The 19,728-nt window shown below is 34.5% G+C and carries 17 protein-coding genes and 1 pseudogene; 4 read left to right on the top strand and 14 right to left on the bottom strand.

The genetic code is table 11. The features are described from left to right. Positions 1–153 precede the first annotated feature (153 nt). From BW942_RS00295 to hisE, 9 genes and pseudogenes are all read right to left on the bottom strand, one after another. The gene (locus BW942_RS00295) at positions 154–645 is read right to left on the bottom strand and encodes a hypothetical protein (protein ID WP_001169618.1); all 492 of its coding nucleotides are present in this window, start codon (positions 643–645) and stop codon (positions 154–156) included. Between the two features lie 210 nt (positions 646–855). Beyond that, positions 856–1,737 (bottom strand): mechanosensitive ion channel domain-containing protein, encoded by an 882-nt coding sequence (locus BW942_RS00290; RefSeq protein WP_000397489.1) that lies wholly within the window; start codon positions 1,735–1,737, stop codon positions 856–858. Continuing rightward, the gene (aroB, locus tag BW942_RS00285) at positions 1,737–2,822 is read right to left on the bottom strand and encodes a 3-dehydroquinate synthase (RefSeq protein ID WP_000052388.1); all 1,086 of its coding nucleotides are present in this window, start codon (positions 2,820–2,822) and stop codon (positions 1,737–1,739) included. Before aroB ends, BW942_RS00290 begins: the two co-directional genes overlap by 1 nt. After that, positions 2,819–3,282 (bottom strand): annotated as a pseudogene (locus BW942_RS00280) (NUDIX domain-containing protein). Before BW942_RS00280 ends, aroB begins: the two are co-directional and overlap by 4 nt. 499 nt (positions 3,283–3,781) lie before the next feature. Then, a complete protein-coding gene (gene rnc / locus BW942_RS00275; protein ID WP_000008630.1) occupies positions 3,782–4,525 on the bottom strand; it encodes a ribonuclease III in 744 nt (247 codons plus the stop codon). 53 nt (positions 4,526–4,578) lie between these two features. Beyond that, on the bottom strand, positions 4,579–4,812 hold the full coding sequence (gene acpP / locus BW942_RS00270) for an acyl carrier protein (protein ID WP_000753030.1): 234 nt from the start codon (positions 4,810–4,812) through the stop codon (positions 4,579–4,581). Between the two features lie 492 nt (positions 4,813–5,304). Then, positions 5,305–6,069 (bottom strand): 3-oxoacyl-[acyl-carrier-protein] reductase, encoded by a 765-nt coding sequence (gene fabG / locus BW942_RS00260; RefSeq protein ID WP_082279629.1) that lies wholly within the window; start codon positions 6,067–6,069, stop codon positions 5,305–5,307. Positions 6,070–6,537: 468 nt separating this feature from the next. Beyond that, a complete protein-coding gene (locus BW942_RS00255) occupies positions 6,538–8,469 on the bottom strand; it encodes a hypothetical protein (RefSeq protein ID WP_000365927.1) in 1,932 nt (643 codons plus the stop codon). A 3-nt stretch (positions 8,470–8,472) separates the two neighbouring features. After that, the gene (gene hisE / locus BW942_RS00250; RefSeq protein ID WP_000394955.1) at positions 8,473–8,751 is read right to left on the bottom strand and encodes a phosphoribosyl-ATP diphosphatase; all 279 of its coding nucleotides are present in this window, start codon (positions 8,749–8,751) and stop codon (positions 8,473–8,475) included. 128 nt (positions 8,752–8,879) lie between these two features. On the opposite strand from hisE, the gene BW942_RS00245 reads away from it, so the two are divergent. Beyond that, positions 8,880–9,953, top strand: coding sequence for a thioredoxin family protein (locus BW942_RS00245; protein ID WP_000735725.1), 1,074 nt, complete (start codon positions 8,880–8,882; stop codon positions 9,951–9,953). Between the two features lie 622 nt (positions 9,954–10,575). On the opposite strand, the gene BW942_RS00240 is transcribed toward BW942_RS00245, so the two are convergent. The 3 genes from BW942_RS00240 to BW942_RS00230 all read right to left on the bottom strand — a co-directional run bounded on the left by BW942_RS00240 (position 10,576) and on the right by BW942_RS00230 (position 13,736). After that, a complete protein-coding gene (locus BW942_RS00240; protein ID WP_000668264.1) occupies positions 10,576–11,268 on the bottom strand; it encodes a class I SAM-dependent methyltransferase in 693 nt (230 codons plus the stop codon). A 204-nt stretch (positions 11,269–11,472) separates the two neighbouring features. Beyond that, entirely contained in the window at positions 11,473–11,739 is a 267-nt protein-coding gene (locus tag BW942_RS00235) for a hypothetical protein (protein WP_001159625.1), read from the bottom strand. Positions 11,740–12,398: 659 nt separating this feature from the next. Continuing rightward, a complete protein-coding gene (locus tag BW942_RS00230) occupies positions 12,399–13,736 on the bottom strand; it encodes a hypothetical protein (protein WP_000362811.1) in 1,338 nt (445 codons plus the stop codon). A 106-nt stretch (positions 13,737–13,842) separates the two neighbouring features. Between BW942_RS00230 and BW942_RS00225 the strand changes: the two genes are divergently transcribed. Together BW942_RS00225 and BW942_RS00220 are read left to right on the top strand one after the other, a co-directional pair. Further along, complete coding sequence (locus tag BW942_RS00225; protein ID WP_000428541.1) at positions 13,843–15,855, top strand: methylmalonyl-CoA mutase family protein; 2,013 nt, start codon at positions 13,843–13,845, stop codon at positions 15,853–15,855. A gap of 25 nt (positions 15,856–15,880) precedes the next feature. Further along, positions 15,881–16,831 carry a P-loop NTPase family protein gene (locus tag BW942_RS00220; protein ID WP_000877311.1) on the top strand — a complete coding sequence of 317 codons (951 nt, stop codon included), beginning with the start codon at positions 15,881–15,883 and terminating at the stop codon, positions 16,829–16,831. Between the two features lie 129 nt (positions 16,832–16,960). Here BW942_RS00220 and BW942_RS00215 read toward each other — a convergent pair whose 3' ends face one another. Next, the gene (locus BW942_RS00215; RefSeq protein ID WP_002069590.1) at positions 16,961–17,497 is read right to left on the bottom strand and encodes a DUF1564 domain-containing protein; all 537 of its coding nucleotides are present in this window, start codon (positions 17,495–17,497) and stop codon (positions 16,961–16,963) included. Between the two features lie 317 nt (positions 17,498–17,814). Here BW942_RS00215 and BW942_RS21345 point away from each other — a divergent pair, with 317 nt between their 5' ends. Beyond that, positions 17,815–18,690: a leucine-rich repeat domain-containing protein gene (locus tag BW942_RS21345; RefSeq protein ID WP_000680359.1), complete on the top strand. Its 876-nt coding sequence runs from the start codon at positions 17,815–17,817 to the stop codon at positions 18,688–18,690. 326 nt (positions 18,691–19,016) lie between these two features. Here the strand turns inward: BW942_RS21345 and BW942_RS00205 are convergent, their stop codons facing one another. After that, a complete protein-coding gene (locus BW942_RS00205) occupies positions 19,017–19,667 on the bottom strand; it encodes an NADPH-dependent F420 reductase (protein ID WP_000676629.1) in 651 nt (216 codons plus the stop codon). Positions 19,668–19,728 lie beyond the last annotated feature (61 nt).

The raw sequence follows: 19,728 nt of genomic DNA, 5'->3' as shown, positions 1-19,728 counted from the left end.
TTTTAAAGAATTATCACATAAAATTCTTTGGGCTTTGGGGCAAATTCTAAGTGATCTGCCTACGGGAACTTAGAAGTATTTTGTTAAGAACTTTGCCACTGATTTTTTAGGTTTTGAAACTACTCTTAACTTTCAAAAGAGACTGAAATACTCTTATTTTTTCTGTGTTTCAATTATCAATGTTAACAATTCTTGAAATTTTTCATTTTGAAAATCATGATACAGAGCTGATTCCCCTGGAATTATATAAATCACTCCATGATCCAAAATTTGTAATCTTCTGCCATGATCAAAATCAATAAGAATTCCTTTGCTTGGACGAGTCACATAATAAGAATTCCATCCTTTTTTTAATTTTGGAATTTCTTTCGTAATCCATTTCCAAATGAGAGAATCCTCTGTGTGTATCCTTTCGTAAGGCCGATCCTCCAATTGATAACTTTTAGGATTGATTAAAGTTACACGGATTTTTTTAGGGATAGAAAATTCTATTTCAGAATCACAAAACTGTAAAAAAGGAAAAATCAAAATGAAATAAAAAAATCGCATCGTCGGCCTACCGATAACAAGTTTAGTTTTTAGAAATCCAAAAAACAAAGTATTTACCCAAAACTCTACAACAACAAAACATCTAATCTTTTGCACTCAACAGTTCTTTCTAAGTAAAAATTTACGGTAATCGTTGGGATCAGTAAGATCAAATTTCTGCGTGAAATCACCGTTTTATGAACATCCTTTTACAGAAATCGTTCTTTCGATATAAACTCTAGGAGTTTTAAGATCATTCCTATTTCAACCTCGAATTTTAGATGTTCTATATTATCCAGATTTATAAAAAATTAATCAATAAATACATTATAAAATTCTAATTCCTGGAAACTGTTTAAATTCTTTTAAAATCTGGTGAGAAATTTTAGTTTTCATATCTCTTCTTCCCCTAACGTGAGTTAAATATCGTAAGGAAAAAAGGATACCACCCTCTTCTAAAGAAAGATAAACGATCGGAGACGTTTTACCGAGACGCACCAGATAATTCTTAGAAAGTTCCTGAAGAGTATAATCAATCGTTCCTTGGTCTATAATCGCATTGTTACGGATGATTCCGTTTAAAAGTTCTTCTGCTTTTTCAAAATCAGAATCATATGGAATTTTAATCCTCATCTCGTCCCATACGTAATTCATCTTGTCTTTTACGACAATCACCTGGCGTAGTATCACAAAATGATTCGGAAAGTGAACCAGACGGTTCGTAGATTGATCCGATTTAGGATCGGAAGAAATTTCCATCAAAGTGAAACGATTCATCCCAATATTGATAACGTCCCCTCGCACTCCTTCGATTTCTATACGATCCCCCACTTCAAAACCGTTGCTTCCGTGAATAAAAAACCAACCTACAAAGTTAAGCGTAATATCTTTTAAAGAAATGACGATACCGGCTCCGGCCAAACCCATCACGGTCGGAAGATAAGAAAGACCCGAAAAAACTACCGGTAAAAGAATTACCAAACCCAAAACCACAAAGGACATTCGGGCCATTTTTCTGCGGTTATAACGAGAAGTAACGTCTACCGTGGGTTTGAAAAAATCGAGAATTACTATGATAACTTTATAAGAAAGAATCAAAAAAATAATAAAATAAACGATTAAAATTAATTCTTCGGAAAGGCTTCTTTCTTTGGTTTTCAAAAGAACAAATGGATTGATACCCTGAAAAAAATTGATTACAAATTCCATTAAATGCCTTTTTGTTTATGAATTGCTAATATAATATCTTCTGAATTTATGGGAATATCAAAAATGGGAGAACCCGGGCTTTTCAAAAGAACAAAACGAATCGAGCCGCCCACATTTTTTTTATCGTGAAGCATATGTTTGGCAAGTTGTTTAGATTTTAATTTCGTCTGAAATGGAAGCCCGTAATTTTTTAGAGATTCTATTGTTTCTTTTGTAGTGACAGGATCGAGTTCAGAATGTTGTTCGCTTAATAATAACGCCGTAACAAGACCAATCGCAACTGCTTCTCCATGGGAATATTTTTTATATTTCGTAACGGATTCAATTGCATGAGCCGTAGTATGTCCTAAATTCAAAATTTTACGAAGTCCGGTTTCTTTTTCGTCGCTTGAAACTACGTTTGCTTTAAAACGAACCGACTCAGCGATTAGATAAGGAAGAATCGTAGAATCTACATTCAAATCTTTGAATGAATGAGTCTTTACCTTTTCCCAATATTCTCCTCCAGAAAGAAGTGAATGTTTGATAATTTCAGCTTGACCACATTTCCATTCCCGATCTGGAAGAGTGGACAAAACAGATAAAGGAGCAAACACAAACTCTGGTTGATAAAAGGAACCGATCATATTCTTTCCGAAATCCGCATTCACCGCAACTTTTCCACCTACAGAAGAATCCACACACGCAAGTAGAGTTGTAGGAATTTGAACAAATCGAATTCCCCTCAAATAAGTAGAAGCGATAAAACCAGCAAAGTCCCCCACAACTCCGCCTCCAAATGCAAGAATCAAAGACTTACGATCTGCACCATATTCAATAAGTTGATTATATACTTCTCCGGTTCGATTGATATGTTTGGATTTTTCTCCTCCTTTGATATAAATCGTTTTGATGGGAAGAGAAGATAGTTCCCTTTCTAAATATTTGGAATAGATAGAATGAATCGATTTTTCCGTGATTAAAAAAACGGAAGTGACTCCTGGAAGTTTTGCAATCTCTTCTGACAAACCGGAAAGATTCGAATGGAGATGAACCGGAACGGACTTGTGTTCCGTATTTACTGGAACGGTTTCGATAAGACTCATTTTTTTTCTGATACCCAGATACTTTTGATAAATGGCGCAGATTTAAAATCACCTTCTAAAAGGAAGGATTTAATGTCTGGCCTAAGATCCATTTCACGAATTGCCGCCGAAGAAAAATAACCGAAACCTGTAATCGCCTTTTCATTCAAATTGAGTTCCGGAACTTCCTTTCTGACGTTCACAGAAAAAACGAGTTGAATGAGATGTCTCTTTCCGCCGGGTTCTATGGATTCATTTAAAAGTAAAAAAGAAGCCGATTTCATTTCAAGAGAAAGTTCTTCTTTAAGTTCTCTTTTGAGAGCATCTTCTGCACTTTCTCCAAATTCGATCCCACCTCCTGGTAAAAGCCAGTAGTAGGAATCTTTTTTCTTTTGCTGAATGAGTAGAACTTCGTTTTGAGAATTTTCAATCAGAGCCGCGACTCTAACACGCAGTCCCTTTTTTTAAAGAAAAAATCCATTCTATTTAAATTGTCGTCCTTTGATCCGAGAAATCTTGATTTGGAAAAACTGGTTTTCTTACTTAACGTGAGTTCGTCGTAAGAAAATCTGGGCGAATCCGGTTTTGATGTGGGAACTACCACAAATCACGATTTTACGAACAAATTCTAAAATTGTAAGAGCTCATACTTTTAGAAAATTCTTTCTCATTCCTATTATGCAAGACCACGCTATCTTAACTTGCCAGAAATCTATTCTAGAACCTTAATTTTGCGCGTAAAATCGCTGTTTTACGGCCTTCATCAATCAAAACTCATTTTATTAGAAGTTTTCTTTATTTGAGAACGTGAATTCGACCTCAATTTATCCGTAAAAAAGCGGAGTGTGGGAACTACCACAAAAACTATAATAACAACAAAATGCTAAAATTGTAAATCATACAGCACGACGTTTTGTGGGAACTCATACAAATCTTAATTCTACAGAATCCATTTCCAAAAATGTGGGAACTACCACAAACTAAGTTTTTTTTCGGATCCTATTATAAAGTTCCTTGGCGGCATTTTGTTCGGCAGATTTTTTACTCACCCCGGAACCGCTCGCTTCCCATTGATCCCGAATTCGAACTACTACCTGAAACGTTTTGGCATGATCTGGACCTGATTCCGATTTGGTTCTGTATATAGGAAGAATCTTAAAATGTTTTTGAGAATATTCTTGAAGTTGAGTTTTATAATCTCTAACAGATTCCTCTTTTTCAGGGTTTTCGACAAATTCAGATAAATGCCTAAGGATAAATTTTTCGGCGATCTCAAAACCTTGGTCCAAATAAATTGCACCTACAAGAGATTCAAAAAGATTTGCGGAAAGTTTACGTCTTCCTTTCCCGAGAGAATTTTTTTCACCCTTTCCTAAAAGAAGATATTCAGAAAGTTCCAATTTTTCAGAGATCGAATTTAAGATTGGGGTAGAAACGATTCTAGATTTGATACGAGACAATTCTCCTTCATTTGCTTTAGGATACTTCCGAAAAAGAGAACGAGCGGCTACAAGACCCAAAACCGAATCACCTAAAAATTCAAGACGTTCGTTATCTTCTAAAATTTCCTGGTTCTCGTTTTTATAAGAACTATGAATAAATGCAGTATTATAATATTCTACTTTTGAAAACTTGATTCCAATCTTTTTGGAAAGTTTTTGAAGACTACGAACCCTTTCCGGGTTTTTAAGAAAAAAATGAGATTGTGCTTTTTTAAAGCTCAAAGGAAGGAAAAAGAATTCCGAGTTCCGTGAAGAACCCGGAAAATCTCAAACGATTAGGACTTGAGGTTGTCGATGAACTTAGTTACATCCCCGACAGTTTGAATTTTTTCAGCATCTTCGTCGGAGATTTCGATTCCGAATTCTTCTTCGAGAGCCATTACTAATTCAACCGTATCCAAAGAGTCTGCACCGAGGTCATCGATGAAGTGAGCCTCAGGTGTAACTTCAGATTCATCCACGCCAAGTTGTTCTACGATAATAGATTTAACCTTTTCAAAGTCTGCCATTGTTTCCTCCGTACCACATTTAGGTGGTATGATGATTTTTTGTTAGATTTAGACAGGCGGATATAAAATCCACCGAATTTTATAGATTTAATTCCGAAAATATTTGGCAAGCCAATATACTTTTTTTTAGAAAAAAACTCCTTTAAATTAATGATTCGTTTTTGTTTTTCAAATTGGTTTTGATCAAATTGAATGTAACGTAGAAAAAGATTCATAAAATGTTTCCGTACAATTGAGACTTTAAGAAAAAAACATTTCGCAAATGAAAGTTTAAATTTTTAAAATTCTTATATTAAATTGTATTTTTCCAAAATGATTCTTTATCCTATTCCAAAAAAGAAAAAACCTAAAAAGGAAAAAAGGTTTTTCTTTAAAGAAAATAGAATAAGATCAAACTAGAATTAGATTTTTTTCGAACAAATTAAAGGAAATACAAAAGTTGAGATTCTTTCATCCTTTTAGAATGAAAGAATCGTTTAAAACTTTAGATTCTTAGGCGGTTGCTCCTGGTAAGAAACCTCCACCATTCACTTCAATCACTTGACCAGTGATAAAAGAAGAAATATCGGAAGCCAAAAATGCGATTGTGTTAGCAATATCTTCCGGTTGTCCCGCCCTTTTTAAAGGAATCGCCGCAACCATAGCAGTCCTAATCTTTTCAGGAATCGCGTCCGTCATTTCAGTAGCGATAAAGCCGGGTGCAATTGCATTACAACGAACCTTGCGAGAAGCCATTTCCAATGCAACCGCTTTTATAAAACCAATGACTCCTGCTTTAGATGCAGAATAATTTGTCTGTCCTATGTTTCCGTTTACCCCAGCAATGGATGATAGATTGATAATAGATCCTCCATTTGGATTTTTCATCATAAACTTAATAGCGGCCTGTGTACAATTGAAGGTCCCGGTGAGATTTACAGCAATTACAGCATCCCACTGCTCCTTTTTCATTCTCATAAGAAGAGTGTCTTTTGTAATACCTGCGTTATTTACAAGGATGTCTACAGATCCAAATTCATCTACACACGCTTGAATTGCCTTTGCTGCAGAATCTACATCCGAGACGTTCGTTCCGATTCCAATCGCCTTTACACCAGTCTGTTTTGAAATTTCATCTGCGGTCGCTTTACTAGATTCTTCGTTTAAGTCCGCGATTACTAAATTTGCTCCTGCTTTTGCAAGAGTTAAAGCCGTTGACTTTCCGATCCCACGAGCGGCTCCGGTAACTACGGCGTTTTTTCCTTTTAAATCGATCATAATTCTTTCCTATTCGGGTTCTCTGCGGCTAAAGTATTTTGTTCGAATTTCGGGTCAAGGGAGTTTTCCAACTTTTAACTTATACGGGACAGAACGAGCGTTCTAATTATATTTTATTAAAATCATTGATTACAAGCATTTAATAGAAATCGCTTTTTAAAGTCTCTTATAAAATCATGAAAATAAAATACAACTTCTGTAGTTTTCTTTTTTATATGAACTCGGTTTAAGTAAATTCATCTTTATAGTTTCATTTTTTTGTAATAAAGTTAGATGTGGGAACTCACACAAATTAATTTTTACGGTTAAATTCTGAAAACGTGGAAACCAGATATAAAATAAACTCTCAAACTTTTACTGATCTAATTTGTAGGATTTCTATTTTCATTTAAAATTCTTATTAAAAACCCAACTTGAATCAATTTGATAGGTTTTTCATAAAATATAGAAATCAAATTTTGAATTATTTTACATAGATGTGTAAGATTCAAAATATTCTCGAACCAATTTCCGAACCAAGTTTTCGTCTTTCCAATTCACAAAAGGAAGCCCATATAAAGTATTGCGATATTCCTTTAATACAAATGGGTATCTAGTTTTAAAATTTCCATTTCCTAAAAAGGTAAAATCCAAAATTACCTTCCAACGTTGTTTTGTCCAGATTTCCTCTTCGCTTAACAATCGAACCTCATAATAAAAACGATCCAATTCTTTATTCGGAAGAGATACTGAAATTTCTTCTATATATTCTTTATAACCTTGTGGTAAAAGACGAACGTAATGTCCGGGAAAACCCTTTCCAGGCAACCTCGCTAACAAGGGATCAGTAATTCCCAAAAGATCAACCCAGTGAATTCCAGGTCCTCCATAAAATCCAGCCAATCCTACATTTGTAGTGACCCTAACCTGTTGAATCTCTTTTAATAGTTTAGAAGTTTGAACCTCTTCTGATCTTTTCCACAAAGCTTGTTTTCTGTCAGATAAGTTGAAACTTGAATTTGTAGATTTTAAATAATTCTCAGACGAAATTCGAATCGCATACATAGCCCAAGGATGAGTTGCTGGTGTAACCCCTTCAATCCAATGTTTTAAGGAAGAATTATCATGATAAGAAGCTCTTTCATCTACGATTCCATTTTCCACTCGAACTGTAGTTTTTTGAAACATATAACGAAACGGAGAAAAAGGATATACAAAAGAATAAATCAAAATGATCAAAGTAAATACAAATAAAAGTTTGTCCCAAGATAAACCTTTCCAATTTTCTATTTTTGATTTATTAAATCCTAACTTAGAAAATATATATAATAATTTTTGAATATTAAAATTTAAATTCTTAAAACGTAGCTCAAAAAAAACACTCTGAAAAAAAACGGAAACGATCAAGCAAGTTCCCAAAAATCTTCCCGCCATAAAATCTCCGCCCACCCAGAAAAGGTAAAACAACACAAAAAGGATAGAAGTAAGACTTATCAGTAAAATCCCTTTTTCCTTTTCAGACAAAGTCCATTTTACTTTTGTAAATCGTTTTAGAATTGGTTCGGAAAACGTCCAAAATATGTGTAATCCAAATACACATATAACGATTGGGTCCCATTTTAAACTAATTTTAATATAGTTCCATCCGGCAGAAATCCTTTCAGAAAAAGAAAACAATACGTTCGTCTTTGCATAGAAGGTATTTGGCAACAAAGATCCAAAATATATAATAGAAAATATTAAATAACTAATCCAAAAAAATATTCCTAAAAATGAATATTTTAAAAATTGAATTTTATGCTCTTTGAAAATTTTATAAAAGAGAACATATCCGGGCAAAAAAAGAAATAATACTAAATCTAAACGTGTTAAAAGTAACAAGGCTGTTAAAAATCCGATTTTATAAGAATCGATCTTTACGTTTTCCGGTTTTGAATTTAAATACAAACAACAGAACTTTATTTCGAAAAGTAGTAAGAGTAAAAATGAAAGCGAATTTTCTAATCCGGAAGTATTATAGTCTATGAATGTTCTAGATGAAAAAAACACTCCCAACGCAACAGCAATCAACCCGAACCCATTTCGAAACTTTGAAAAAGTAAAATAATAAACGGATATAAAAAGAATTCCACATAGGTAAGAAAGTAAATATGCAGAAATCGAAATTTCCCGCACAACCCACTGTATAGGTATCAATAAAAAGAGCCAAAGAGGATGTGTATAAACTTGAACCCTTTCCAAAGGATTCCAACGTAATCCATACCCGTTTAAAAAATTATCTACAACCCGAAACGTTATAAATGAATCGTCGCTCAACCATGAACTATGGTAGAATAGTATTGAATATATAAAAAATAGTAAAAGTAAGAAGATAATTTTACCGAAAACTCTTTTGGGAAAGTAGCTTTCCGATAAATCCATTTTTTAAGAATGGCGTTTGTGAAGTTCTTCTACAATTTCTTGCAGAGAAAGTCCTTGTTCTACTAATAATACCTGCAAATGAAAAAGTAAATCGGCTACCTCGTGTGTAAGTTCTTTTTTGTCCGAATTTTTCGCGGCAATGATTACCTCTCCAGCTTCTTCCCCTACTTTTTTGAGAATCCGGTCTACCCCTCCTCGAAACAAGTCTGCGGTATAAGATTTATCGGGAAGGTCCTGTTTTCTTTTTTTGAGTATGTTTTCCAACTGTAACAAAAATTCCATGAACCATTTCCTTTCTAAAATCTGCTTCTAGTTTTCTAAGCCTTCGATTCTCCGACAACCGTATTTTTAGAGTTCTTTTTAAAGAAAACGCTGGCTAAAACGTTGATTCAAATGTCTGATGATAGAGAATGAAAAAACTACTCTACACTTTGAATCTTTCCGAGCAATTTTTATGGGAGTTCCCACATTTTAAAAACAGGTGGATCCGTAATAAAAGCCAAAGATTCAGATTTTACAGTAAAGGTGCTTTTTCGCAGGAGTTCCCACAAAAAGACCAAAAAACTTTTTACTTGCAAAAGTATGATTTTATGGATTGTCGCAACAATTTAGCGCCACGACTTTCTAAATTCAGAACCTCATTTCTGATTATAAATCGTTGGATAGAAATTTTATTTTTTTGGAGTTTTGTTTTATTCTGTACCTTCTTCTCTTTCCCAATTTCAGCCGAAATTCAATGGGAAAAATCAGTTCAAATTGCATTTGAAAAAGCAAGGAGTAGCGGTAAACCGATCTTTATAGACGTCTACGCGGATTGGTGCAGCTATTGTAAAACTCTTAAGAAAGAAATTTATCCTAAAAAAGAGGTTCAGCTAGAACTTTCTAAATTTGTCGCTCTTTCTTTGGACGGAGATAAGTTTCCGAATTTAAAACGCAAATATGGAATCAAAGGTTATCCTTCAATTCTCTTTTTGGATCGAAACGGTAGTTTGATCGATAAGATCACCGGTATGCCTGATTCTAAGATGATTCTCAAATCTTTGAAAAATGCTTACGTTCGTAGAAATCTTGAAAATGAATATTTGGAAAATTTAACCAAAGATCCGCAAGGCATCCAAACTAACTTTCAAGCTGGAGTTTATTATTTTGAAGCAAAAGAATATTCTAAGGCGATTCAGTTTTTTCAAAAAGCAATCGATTCCAATGATTCTAAAAATCTTGAAAAGAAACACGATGCTTTATTCAATTTAGGAATTTCTTATTTAGAAATTGGAAACTTCAAATTAGCAATCTCAACTTTTAACTCATACCTTTCTAAATATCCAAACGGAGACCTCGTTTCGGTTCTTTTCTTTCGTGCAAACGCATATGAAGAACTAAATCTAAAAGAAGAGGCAAAAGCCGATTATAAAAAAGTTTTAGAACTTACACTTGATCCAGATGAGAAACAAGATCTTCAAATGAGAATCGATTCCCTAAATTAGATTTTTTTTATATATCATTTATGATTTTTGTTTTATTTTAACCAAGAAGAATTTTTTTCACAGTTTTGCAGAAATTATCATCCTTATAAAAATAAATATCTAAATATCCGTTTTCTATACTTTTGTTCCAAAAATTAAAATGAGGATAAACTATTAATAACTATATAATAAAGTACTTAATATTTTGCATGGAATCAGTGTTTTATGATAAAATTAACGGTACTCAATTTTATAGAGATCAGTAATAATTCTAAAATAGGTAACTACTCTATTTTTACGAAATTCATTTGAATTTGTTACTACTCAGACGTATGAAAATAGCACTAAAAGTTGACGATCAATTTTATCAAAGACATAGAATTTTTCAAAAAATTATATTTAAGACTGATTTGTTAGTTTTTTGAAGTAGATCCTACAGTTTAAGTTTTGAAACAAGTTCAGTATAAATATTATCTTTATGTGTTCGAGAATTCATGTTTCAAAAACTCTAATGCAAATCACTCAGTGAGTACTATCTACAGATCGCAACTCAGGACTCGATTTTTTGAGGAATAGATGAACTAGAAAAAATCTTAAGAATTTCAGCTCCTCTACTCTTGTGAGAGGGGATAGATTAATTAACTCATTCATCTTTAAACAGTTCATCCGTAAATCTAGATTCAGAGATCAGTCTACTTTCCAAAAGATTAAAACCGACTCTTCTAAAATAAGGTTTTAACATTTTGAGATATTGTTTTTTAGTTCTTACGTAGGCATAAGGATCTTCAAAATAAATATCTTTTTTCATACGAATATAATCGTCTTTCGTGGGAACAGAGAAATATAAGTATTTTACGATTTTATGAAGTTTTTCGAATACTGGGCGCAGATCTCCTTGGATGTATTGAACAACTGAATTACAAATTCCTAAATCAAAAGGAAGATGAACAAAATAAGAAAGATCTAATTCCTGAACCGTTGTGTTCAAAACAGAAATATTCCAAGCTCTGATCCATTTTTGAGCGAGTAACTCATCAAGCATCTGTTCGGACGGATCAATCGCCATGATTCTTCGTGGTTTAAAAATTTTTACCATTTCTTTCAGTAAAATTGCTTTCCCGAATCCAAAATCGGCAATCGAATTTACATTGATTTCCATTAAATTTAAAATTGATTTCGCATAACGTGCATGCTCTTTAGCATTAAAAGTTGCATCCACATCTGTTCCGGAACCGTATATATCTCTCCAATATGCGATTTCAAATGGAAGACCATTGGCCCCTAAGGTCAAATCATCAGAGGATTCTTGTTTTTTGTTTAGTTTTCCGAACTTCAATTTTATTTACAACTTACTCTATAACTAAAATTATTTATCAAAATTCTGATTTAAAGAAATTACTTTCTAAAACATAAAAACCATTTACAGTTTTGAAATTAATCACAAATCTTACTCCATTCCACAAATCATAAAAAGAATTGTTGAAAAATTAATTCTCCATCTGTTTCTATTTTATGGAAACCGGCAATTGAAGCAGTTTTGTTAATCGTCACTATGAAATTTTTCAACAACTCTAAAGTTAAAATATGAGTTTTCATTTTTTAGACTCTCTTTTAGAAAAGCGATTATAAAAATATAAACCATTAGAGTTGTCAAAAAATCATTTGTAAATTTGAGTTTTTCAAAACCATATTTTTTAAATTTCTCATAAAATCGTCGTTTTAGAAACATCGTGAATTCGGTGTAAAAAATCTGAGCCAATCCAGCTGCCCCAGGACCGGTTTCCCAGCTCTGGTCAATAAATTGCATATAGGAAACATTATACAACAATCTTCTTTCGTTTCAATCTAGAACGCGATTTATAGAGAGGGTTGTGTTGAGTTTCCCTATTTTTGGGACGGAGGTGGTAAATTTTTCTCTATCAGAAAAACATACTTTTTGCAAGTAAAAAGACTCATTCTTGTTGGAACACTTGAAAAATGTGCGTTTAATCCTTCTCATTCTAAAATCCTATTAACTTGTGGGTAAGGTGATGATACAGAGCGTTCTGTTTTAGCTCCCTCATATCGATCCTTTTTGCATTATACCAAATTTACGTTCATTACTACTCGAACATGAAAATAATACGATTAGATTTCTCTAAAAACTATTCAGATCGATAGAATACCTATTCCTTTATACTAAAACAGTGTTTTACAATAAAAATTACGGTACTCAATTTTGTAGAGATCAGTAGGATGTAGAATCTCATTTAAAAAAGCCAACAATTCCAGATTAAACAAGAGTTATAATAAATTCCACATCTTTACAAAATTGATCTGTTATTCCATTTTTATGTGTTCCAGTAACATTTACGAGCCAGTCTTTCTTTAAAAAAGAAAATTTCAAAAACCGAATATAATAAAAACGTCTTGTTCTAAATCTTAGAAACTTAAATTTTAATTTGTTATTCCAAATCTAAATTGTTTTCAAAGAACCTGTTCCGGACTTAAAGTAGAAGAAAAAATTCCAATTAAAAAATGATTCAGATTTTGTTCCCCCGTCTTTGACAGAAGACTAGATTTCGCTTTTTCCACCCTGATTTTTACCTGAGTATTTTCCTTTTGTTCTGAAATAACCTTCATTAGAAATGCTTTAATTAAAATTTGTTCTCCAGATAAAAAAATAAAAAGAGAATTTTTCATGGTATAACGTTTGACCATTTCTCTTTTATCTGCAAGCCAGATCTCTTCTAAAAACAAATAGTCCCTATTTCTCCATTCCGTCGGCCTGACAAACATAAGTTTTTGTTTGGAATGAAAATACACGTAAGACGAAACTGCTAAGTCTGCGTAAATTTTTTCGTCATTTCGGATTACTTCTCTATTTTTTAAATTTACCAAATCTTTTATAAACGTATCTAATTTTACCGAATTAATTCCGGTGATAGGTTTAACGGAAAAATATGCAGATACAAGAAGGACTATAATCAAAACGGTACTCGCCGCGATTGTGTTCAGTTCTTTTTCGGACTTTAAAAGAAAATTCCCTAGATACAAAATCAAAAACAAAGGTCCAAAATTTAAAAGATATTTCCAAAGAAGTTTGTAGAAGTTCTCAAAAGAATTTTTTCCATAAAATCCAGCCAGAATCAAAACGGTCAAAATGGTTAAAAAAATTCCTAAATAAACAAGCAACACAAGTTGAGGAATGTTTCTTCTTTTAAAAAAAACGGATTGGTGTTTTTTCCTCTCTCGAATTCCTACTGTTCCAGCCTTGACTATGAAAATCGTAATCCCTACAAAAAAAACCGTAAAGTGAGAAAAAAAACTTCCAAGTACACAAACGATCAGTAGAAATATGTCCCCCAACGTTTCCATTCTAAACGCTAGAAAAAGTATCAATAAAAAAAACAGACTAAAAAGTTCCGGATAAAACGCTAAAGGTATAGAATACGTCAAAGGTGTAATTGCAGATAAATAGCAGAGAAGATAATGATTCGGTTTCCATTTTTCCTTTTGAAGTGTAAAACCTATACAATGGATCCCGAGTGAAAAAATAAATGCAGAAAGTGAAAAGAAAGACGTGGTATAGTTCAACCCAGTGATTGATTTCCAAAGATTTAAAACTAAAAAAGGAAGTGGAGGTTGATCGGAAAAAAATTTTCCTTCTTCCGTTAAAGAACGTAAATTGGCGAGCACCTCCATCGCTTCCGGATTTAAAGGTTCCCCAAACCAGTTGTAAAGTACGGAGAGAATCACTGCAAGACCAATTGCAGATAGGAAAAGGAAGATGGGGTTGGCTTTGTTACTTCTTTCTAAATCCATAGGGCCCGTAGTTTTTGCGGAAATCAGAGCAAGGATAAAAATTTGGGTGAAATTCTACCAACACATTTTGAAGTAACAATGAGAACCTCGAATCGGGACAGAATTTATGGAAAATAAAAATCATATCCTATATGACAAATCCGGCAAACCATCCAAAGAACCGGCTTGGATTTTCAGAACCTACGCGGGTCATACGAACGCAAGAGAATCCAACGAACTTTTTAGAAAAAACCTTTCTAAAGGTCAGACCGGTCTTTCGATCGCCTTTGACCTTGCGACTCAGTGTGGTTATAGTTCCGATCATCCAATTGCTAAACCGGAAATCGGTAAAGTAGGAGTTCCGATCAATACTTTGGAAGATTTTAGAATCCTATTTAATCAGATCCCTATCGAAGAAATGAATACTTCGATGACTATCAACGGCACTTCCATGTATCTTTTGTCCCTTTACGTGGCGCTCGCCCAAGAAAGAGGGGTAGACGTTTCGCTTCTTCAAGGTACCACTCAAAACGACATTATCAAAGAATATCTCGCCAGAGGAACGTATATATTTCCTCCCGCTCAATCCATTCGAATTATAGTAGATATGTATGAATACTGTCTCAAAAACATTCCGAAATGGAATCCGTCTAACATCTGTTCGTATCACTTACAAGAAGCTGGTGCTACTCCAGTTCAGGAACTTGCATTTGCTCTTGCGACTGCAATGGCAATCTTAGACGCAATCAAGGAAAGAAACTGTTTTACCCCAGATGAGTTTGAACAATGTGTGGGTAGAATTTCTTTCTTTGTAAACGCTGGAATTCGATTTGTAGAAGAGATGTGTAAGATGCGTGCTTTTACGGAAATGTGGGACGAAATTACAAAAGATCGTTACGGCGTAAAACAAGATAAATACCGCCGCTTTCGTTACGGGGTTCAGGTAAACTCCCTCGGTCTTACGGAAGAACAACCGGAAAATAACGCATGGAGAATTCTAATCGAAGCGTTAGGCGTCACTATGAGTCGGGACGCTCGTTGTAGGGCTCTTCAACTTCCCGCTTGGAACGAGGCTCTTTCTCTTCCAAGACCTTGGGATCAACAATGGTCTTTGAGACTACAACAGGTTCTCGCTTATGAAACGGATCTTCTAGAATACCCAGATCTATTTGAAGGTTCTAAAGTTGTAGAGAGCAAAGTAAAAGAACTTAAAGAAGAAGCCTACAAGGAAATTCAAAAGATTTTAGATATGGGTGGAGCAATTCAAGCGATTGAAAACGGCTACATGAAGTCCCAACTTGTAAAATCTCAAGCAGAACGTCTTGCAAAAATTAACAATAACGAAATGGTTATCGTAGGTAAGAACAAATGGACCGAAGGTATTGCTTCTCCATTGATGACAGACCAAGACGGAGGAGTTTTTAAAGTAGATTCTAAGTCTGCGGAAGAAACTTTAGAAGTTCTTGCGAAAGTAAAGTCTAACCGAGACACAAATCAAGTGAAAGCCGCTCTCGCACAATTAGAAACAGACGCAAAAGCCGGCAAAAATTTAATGTATGCTTCTATTGAATGTGCCAAAGTCGGTATTTCCACTGGAGAATGGGCAGACGTTCTTAGGTCCGTGTTCGGTGAATATAGACCTGCTACCGGTGTAGAAGGTCAAAAACTCAATCTTGAATCTGAAAAGGTAACACGTGTTAGGGGAAAGGTAGAGGCATTTTTAAAAACTAACGGTTCCAGACCGAAAATCGTTGTCGGTAAACCAGGATTAGACGGTCACTCCAATGGAGCCGAGATGATTGCAGTTTCCGCAAAACACGCAGGCTTTGACGTAATTTATTCTGGTATTCGTTTAACCCCGGAAGAAATCGTTCAAACTGCGGTGGAAGAAAACGCGGACGTGATCGGTGTTTCCATTCTTTCTGGTTCTCATTTGGAATTGGCAGAACAAATTTTTAACGAACTGAAACACTACAAAGCAGACATTCCTGTGGTTTTTGGAGGAATCATTCCTCCGAGTGATTTTGAAACTCTGACAAAACTAGGAGTTAAAGCAATCTTTACTCCCAAGGATTATGATCTTATGGACGTAATGGAAAGGATTATAGACATCATTTCCAAAACTGTAAAAGCCGCATAACGCGGTTTTGTTTCGAAACATAGTTGTGAAATATCGCAAAGAAGATCTCGCAGAACTTATCGAAGGAGCGCGGGTGGGAGAAAAATTTCCTCTCGCAAAGCTCATCTCTGGTTTAGAAAGACCGGATTCTTTTGAGTTTAGAAAAAATCTTTTCGAGGCTCTTGATTCTCTCGGGTTAAATGGAAGTCATTCTTTGACCGTTGGTTTTACCGGAACTCCGGGTGCGGGAAAATCTTCTTTGCTCGGAGAGTTAGCGACTCAATTTTTGAAATCGGATAACAATGAAACGATGGCGATCGTCGCAATCGATCCTTCCAGTTATATTTCCGGTGGTTCCTTGTTAGGCGATCGCACTCGCCTTTCCCTTCCCGCCCGCGAAAAACGAATCTACTTCCGTTCGCAACCCAGCCAGTTGGAACTAGGTGGAGTCAATCCTTATACGTATCACGTGATCCGTCTTCTTCGTTGTTTTTTTCGTTTCGTTTTTATCGAAACCGTTGGGATCGGCCAAAACGAGATCGAAGTTTCTAAACTTACCGATCTTTCTTTTCTCGTTTTACAACCGTTAGGTGGAGATCAGATTCAATTTATGAAAAGTGGGATCATGGAAGTTCCGGATTCTTTTATCCTTAACAAATGTGACGAAAAGACCCTCGCTAATTCCAGTTATCACATGTTGATCTCTACGTTAGAATTTTTAAAAGACGTTATGCCCGGTAACCGACTTCCTCCCGTTTTTAAAACTTCCACTAAAACAAAACAAGGAATTCAAGATCTTTTGGATTTTATTTGTTCCGCAAATCCTATCGTCGATCGTTCTCAAGAAACCGTTCTTCAACTGAAAAAATGGATCAAAAACGAATTCGGCAATTTCGGCTTGAAAACTATTGAAGATGTTTCCTTTCCCTATTCTTCAAACTTTGAAACCTTAGAAGAAATCGCCCTGCAAAAGATTCGAAAGAATCTACTACTTTAGTTGATTGTTTCGATTTTTCTTTGAACGTAATGTTAACGTATTCTAAATTTCTCTTGGAAAGTAATAGTTCCGACATCTCTTCTTTTGTTATAGAAATGCTAAAAATTCTTTTATATAAAATCTAGAAGACTAAAAATCTAGTTTTTGTAAATAATATGGATATTTGTCGGTCATTGGATTTGGTTCGAATTTTAATTCCCTCGATATTAAATTTTGTCTCCGATTTAAAGTCCAAGTCATACTGTAAGTCCAATGCAAGCTAGGAACTCCTTGGTTTAAAGTTTCCACAGTAGAACCCCCTATTCCAAAGTCTTCTAACCAAAGCATATAATTAAAAAGATAACATCGTGAAACACCATGAGCCGCCGCCAACACACCTAAAGTCGCCCAAACTCCGGTATTGACTCGAATACTGAATTTTTTCATTTTACCTACACTACGATTATATTTGATTTTACCCGCTCGATTATGAAGACGTTTCATAGACGCGATCTGTTTAGAATATTTTCTCAGTAAAAGAGGAAGTTTTTTCGTAAGAGCTTTTCTTTCTTGAAAATTCAAACGATTCCAATAAACATCTGGAACCAAAAGAGAGTCCGTTCCAACAAAACTCTCTACCAAAGTGGATTGAATTTTTTGATCGTCATCCAATAAAAGAATATCCATATTAGGAAACGGTTCTTTCAAATTTCACAGTGGAGCGTTTTTTGGAGAATTTTTTGAATCAAACATAGATTTTAATTTTGAGCACGTTTCTAATTCTAGTTTCCACTCTTAATAAAATATGTGAGTTCCTACAAAAACCGTCACCTTACATAGCTCCCGCATTTTAGCAAAATTTACAGTAAATTGAAAATCTTTACAGGAGCTCCTACAATTTCAACGCTCTACAGTGAAATATAAACTTGTAATAGTTCCCAACATTAACTGTAATTGATACATCATCACTTCCGAAAAAATTCATAATTTCGAATAACATAAAAATGAAACACCATTTTGGAGATCTCTTAGACAGAACTTACGGACATTGGACCATCGTGCCTAACGTAGAAAGGCATCAATACCATCAAGATGATTGGGCTCAAGTTCAAAGTTCAGTTTCAATTGCCACCATCTACGGTAACGACTTAAACTGGAAAAAAATTGGATCCTTATCTAAACTAGAAGAACTAACGCTCCATCAACCAAATAAAGAACAGCTCGATTTTATATCCACTCTTTGGAGACTCAAAAGATTAAGAATTACTCATGCTCGCCCTAAGACGATTGATTTTATTAGTAGGCTTCAAAACGTAGAAGAGTTAGTTTTAGAATACGTTTCCGGTTTTGAAAGTGTAGAGCCAATTGGAGAACTAAAAAATCTCAAGGCTTTACACATCGAAAATGTACGAAAAGTCACAGACTTTTCCGGACTCAGTCATGCCCAAGGACTTCGTTATCTCAGTATTTACGGTACACTTGATTGGGCCCAACCAATTGAAAGTTTTGATTTTCTTTCTGAACTGAAGAAATTAGAATATTTCGATCTTGGATTTGTAAGATCACTTGCAAAAACTCCGGCTTTAGAAGCCTTAGCACGTTTAAAAAATCTTAAAAAAATTTTCATACCCGATAACATTTTTACACTATTAGATTACGCTTTACTGGAAATAGGCTTACCCGGAACAAAAGGTTCCGTCTTTCCACCTTTTGAAAAGTCCAAGTCGAGCCTTGATCCAAACGGAGAATGGTTCGATTTATTAGGTAAAAAAGCAGGAAGGATTAAAAATACCTCTCCCAAAGCGAAAGAAAAATGTGAAGCACATTCAAAAGCCTACGCAGAAGCAAAGCAGAATGCCTACAAACTTTTAGGCAAATAGACTAAGAGCCGTTGCAAAGACTGTAAGAACTCTCATAAGCCATCAATAGGACCTACTCAAATTTTATAACGAACTTATTAAAACGATTACAACTGATTTCTTTTAAGGTTTTAGGACAAACTCTTACTCATCCCTATAAAACTGAGTATCTAAAATATTTATCGCAATGCGAAAGCGATTATTATGCTGCGATTTTTTAGGAAATAAATAGCTGCAAAAAAATTTATGATACTCAACTTTATAGGAATCTAGAATAAAAAGTTCGGCGTAAAGTTCACAAACAAAACAAGATCTTATTTTTACCGAATGTTAATTATCCTCTCGAGTCATTTTAAAAGTTTAAACGCATGCGTCCAAGATTGGGATAAAAATCCAGGAATACACCAAAGAATACAAAGTGGTTCGATTGCCCTAGCCGCTTCTACCTTTCCCATGTCCTCTGTATCCCAACCAAAAGTATCTAAAATTTCCTTTATTTGTTTTTTAGAAGAATCATCGTTTCCACAGATAAACATACTAGGTTTTTCACCTTTCAACTGAGGATTTACCATAAGACCACTTCCTACGGAACTGAAACATTTTACAAAATTAGCCTTAGGAGCTTGTTTTTGTAATTTCTCCATTAGAGATTCATTATACGATGTGAAAAAATTCAGAACACCATTTTGAGGAGGTATCTCTGAAATAGGATTGGTTGTATCTATAATCGTCTTTCCGTTAAGAGAATCTATTCCGGATAACGTTAGTACTTCGGAAGCTACACTACCTTTAGAACACAACACTATAATTTCGCCAAAGTTTGCCGCTTCCGAAAACGAACCGATCGAAGCCCCTGCTCCTGCCTTCGCAAGCCAATCTTTAAGTTTTCCAAAATCTCTCGTGCCAATTTTCACTTCAGCCCCGTATTTTAAAAATCCATTTGCAAGAGTTTGACCAACAATCCCCGAACCTAAAATTCCGATTTTTTTACCTTTCATAAACTCTCCTTTTTGATTCTAATTTGATTCATTTTTTTAATAGATCTTAATTACTAACATC

The sequence above is a fragment of the Leptospira interrogans genome (assembly GCF_900156205.1).
Classification (GTDB): domain Bacteria; phylum Spirochaetota; class Leptospiria; order Leptospirales; family Leptospiraceae; genus Leptospira; species Leptospira interrogans.
Note: the sequence above shows the minus strand (reverse complement) of the source record. Positions and strands in the feature narration are given on the sequence as shown.

Bases quoted from the DNA above. Each gene is read 5' to 3' on its own strand.
- BW942_RS00290 (WP_000397489.1), bottom strand. From the start codon at position 1,737: ATGGAATTTGTAATCAATTTTTTTCAGGGTATCAATCCATTTGTTCTT.
- aroB (WP_000052388.1), bottom strand. From the start codon at position 2,822: ATGAGTCTTATCGAAACCGTTCCAGTAAATACGGAACACAAGTCCGTT.
- acpP (WP_000753030.1), bottom strand. From the start codon at position 4,812: ATGGCAGACTTTGAAAAGGTTAAATCTATTATCGTAGAACAACTTGGC.
- fabG (WP_082279629.1), bottom strand. From the start codon at position 6,069: ATGATCGATTTAAAAGGAAAAAACGCCGTAGTTACCGGAGCCGCTCGT.
- BW942_RS00255 (WP_000365927.1), bottom strand. From the start codon at position 8,469: ATGGATTTATCGGAAAGCTACTTTCCCAAAAGAGTTTTCGGTAAAATT.
- hisE (WP_000394955.1), bottom strand. From the start codon at position 8,751: ATGGAATTTTTGTTACAGTTGGAAAACATACTCAAAAAAAGAAAACAG.
- BW942_RS00245 (WP_000735725.1), top strand. From the start codon at position 8,880: ATGAAAAAACTACTCTACACTTTGAATCTTTCCGAGCAATTTTTATGG.
- BW942_RS00235 (WP_001159625.1), bottom strand. From the start codon at position 11,739: ATGCAATTTATTGACCAGAGCTGGGAAACCGGTCCTGGGGCAGCTGGA.
- BW942_RS00230 (WP_000362811.1), bottom strand. From the start codon at position 13,736: ATGGATTTAGAAAGAAGTAACAAAGCCAACCCCATCTTCCTTTTCCTA.
- BW942_RS00225 (WP_000428541.1), top strand. From the start codon at position 13,843: ATGGAAAATAAAAATCATATCCTATATGACAAATCCGGCAAACCATCC.
- BW942_RS00215 (WP_002069590.1), bottom strand. From the start codon at position 17,497: ATGGATATTCTTTTATTGGATGACGATCAAAAAATTCAATCCACTTTG.
- BW942_RS21345 (WP_000680359.1), top strand. From the start codon at position 17,815: ATGAAACACCATTTTGGAGATCTCTTAGACAGAACTTACGGACATTGG.
- BW942_RS00205 (WP_000676629.1), bottom strand. From the start codon at position 19,667: ATGAAAGGTAAAAAAATCGGAATTTTAGGTTCGGGGATTGTTGGTCAA.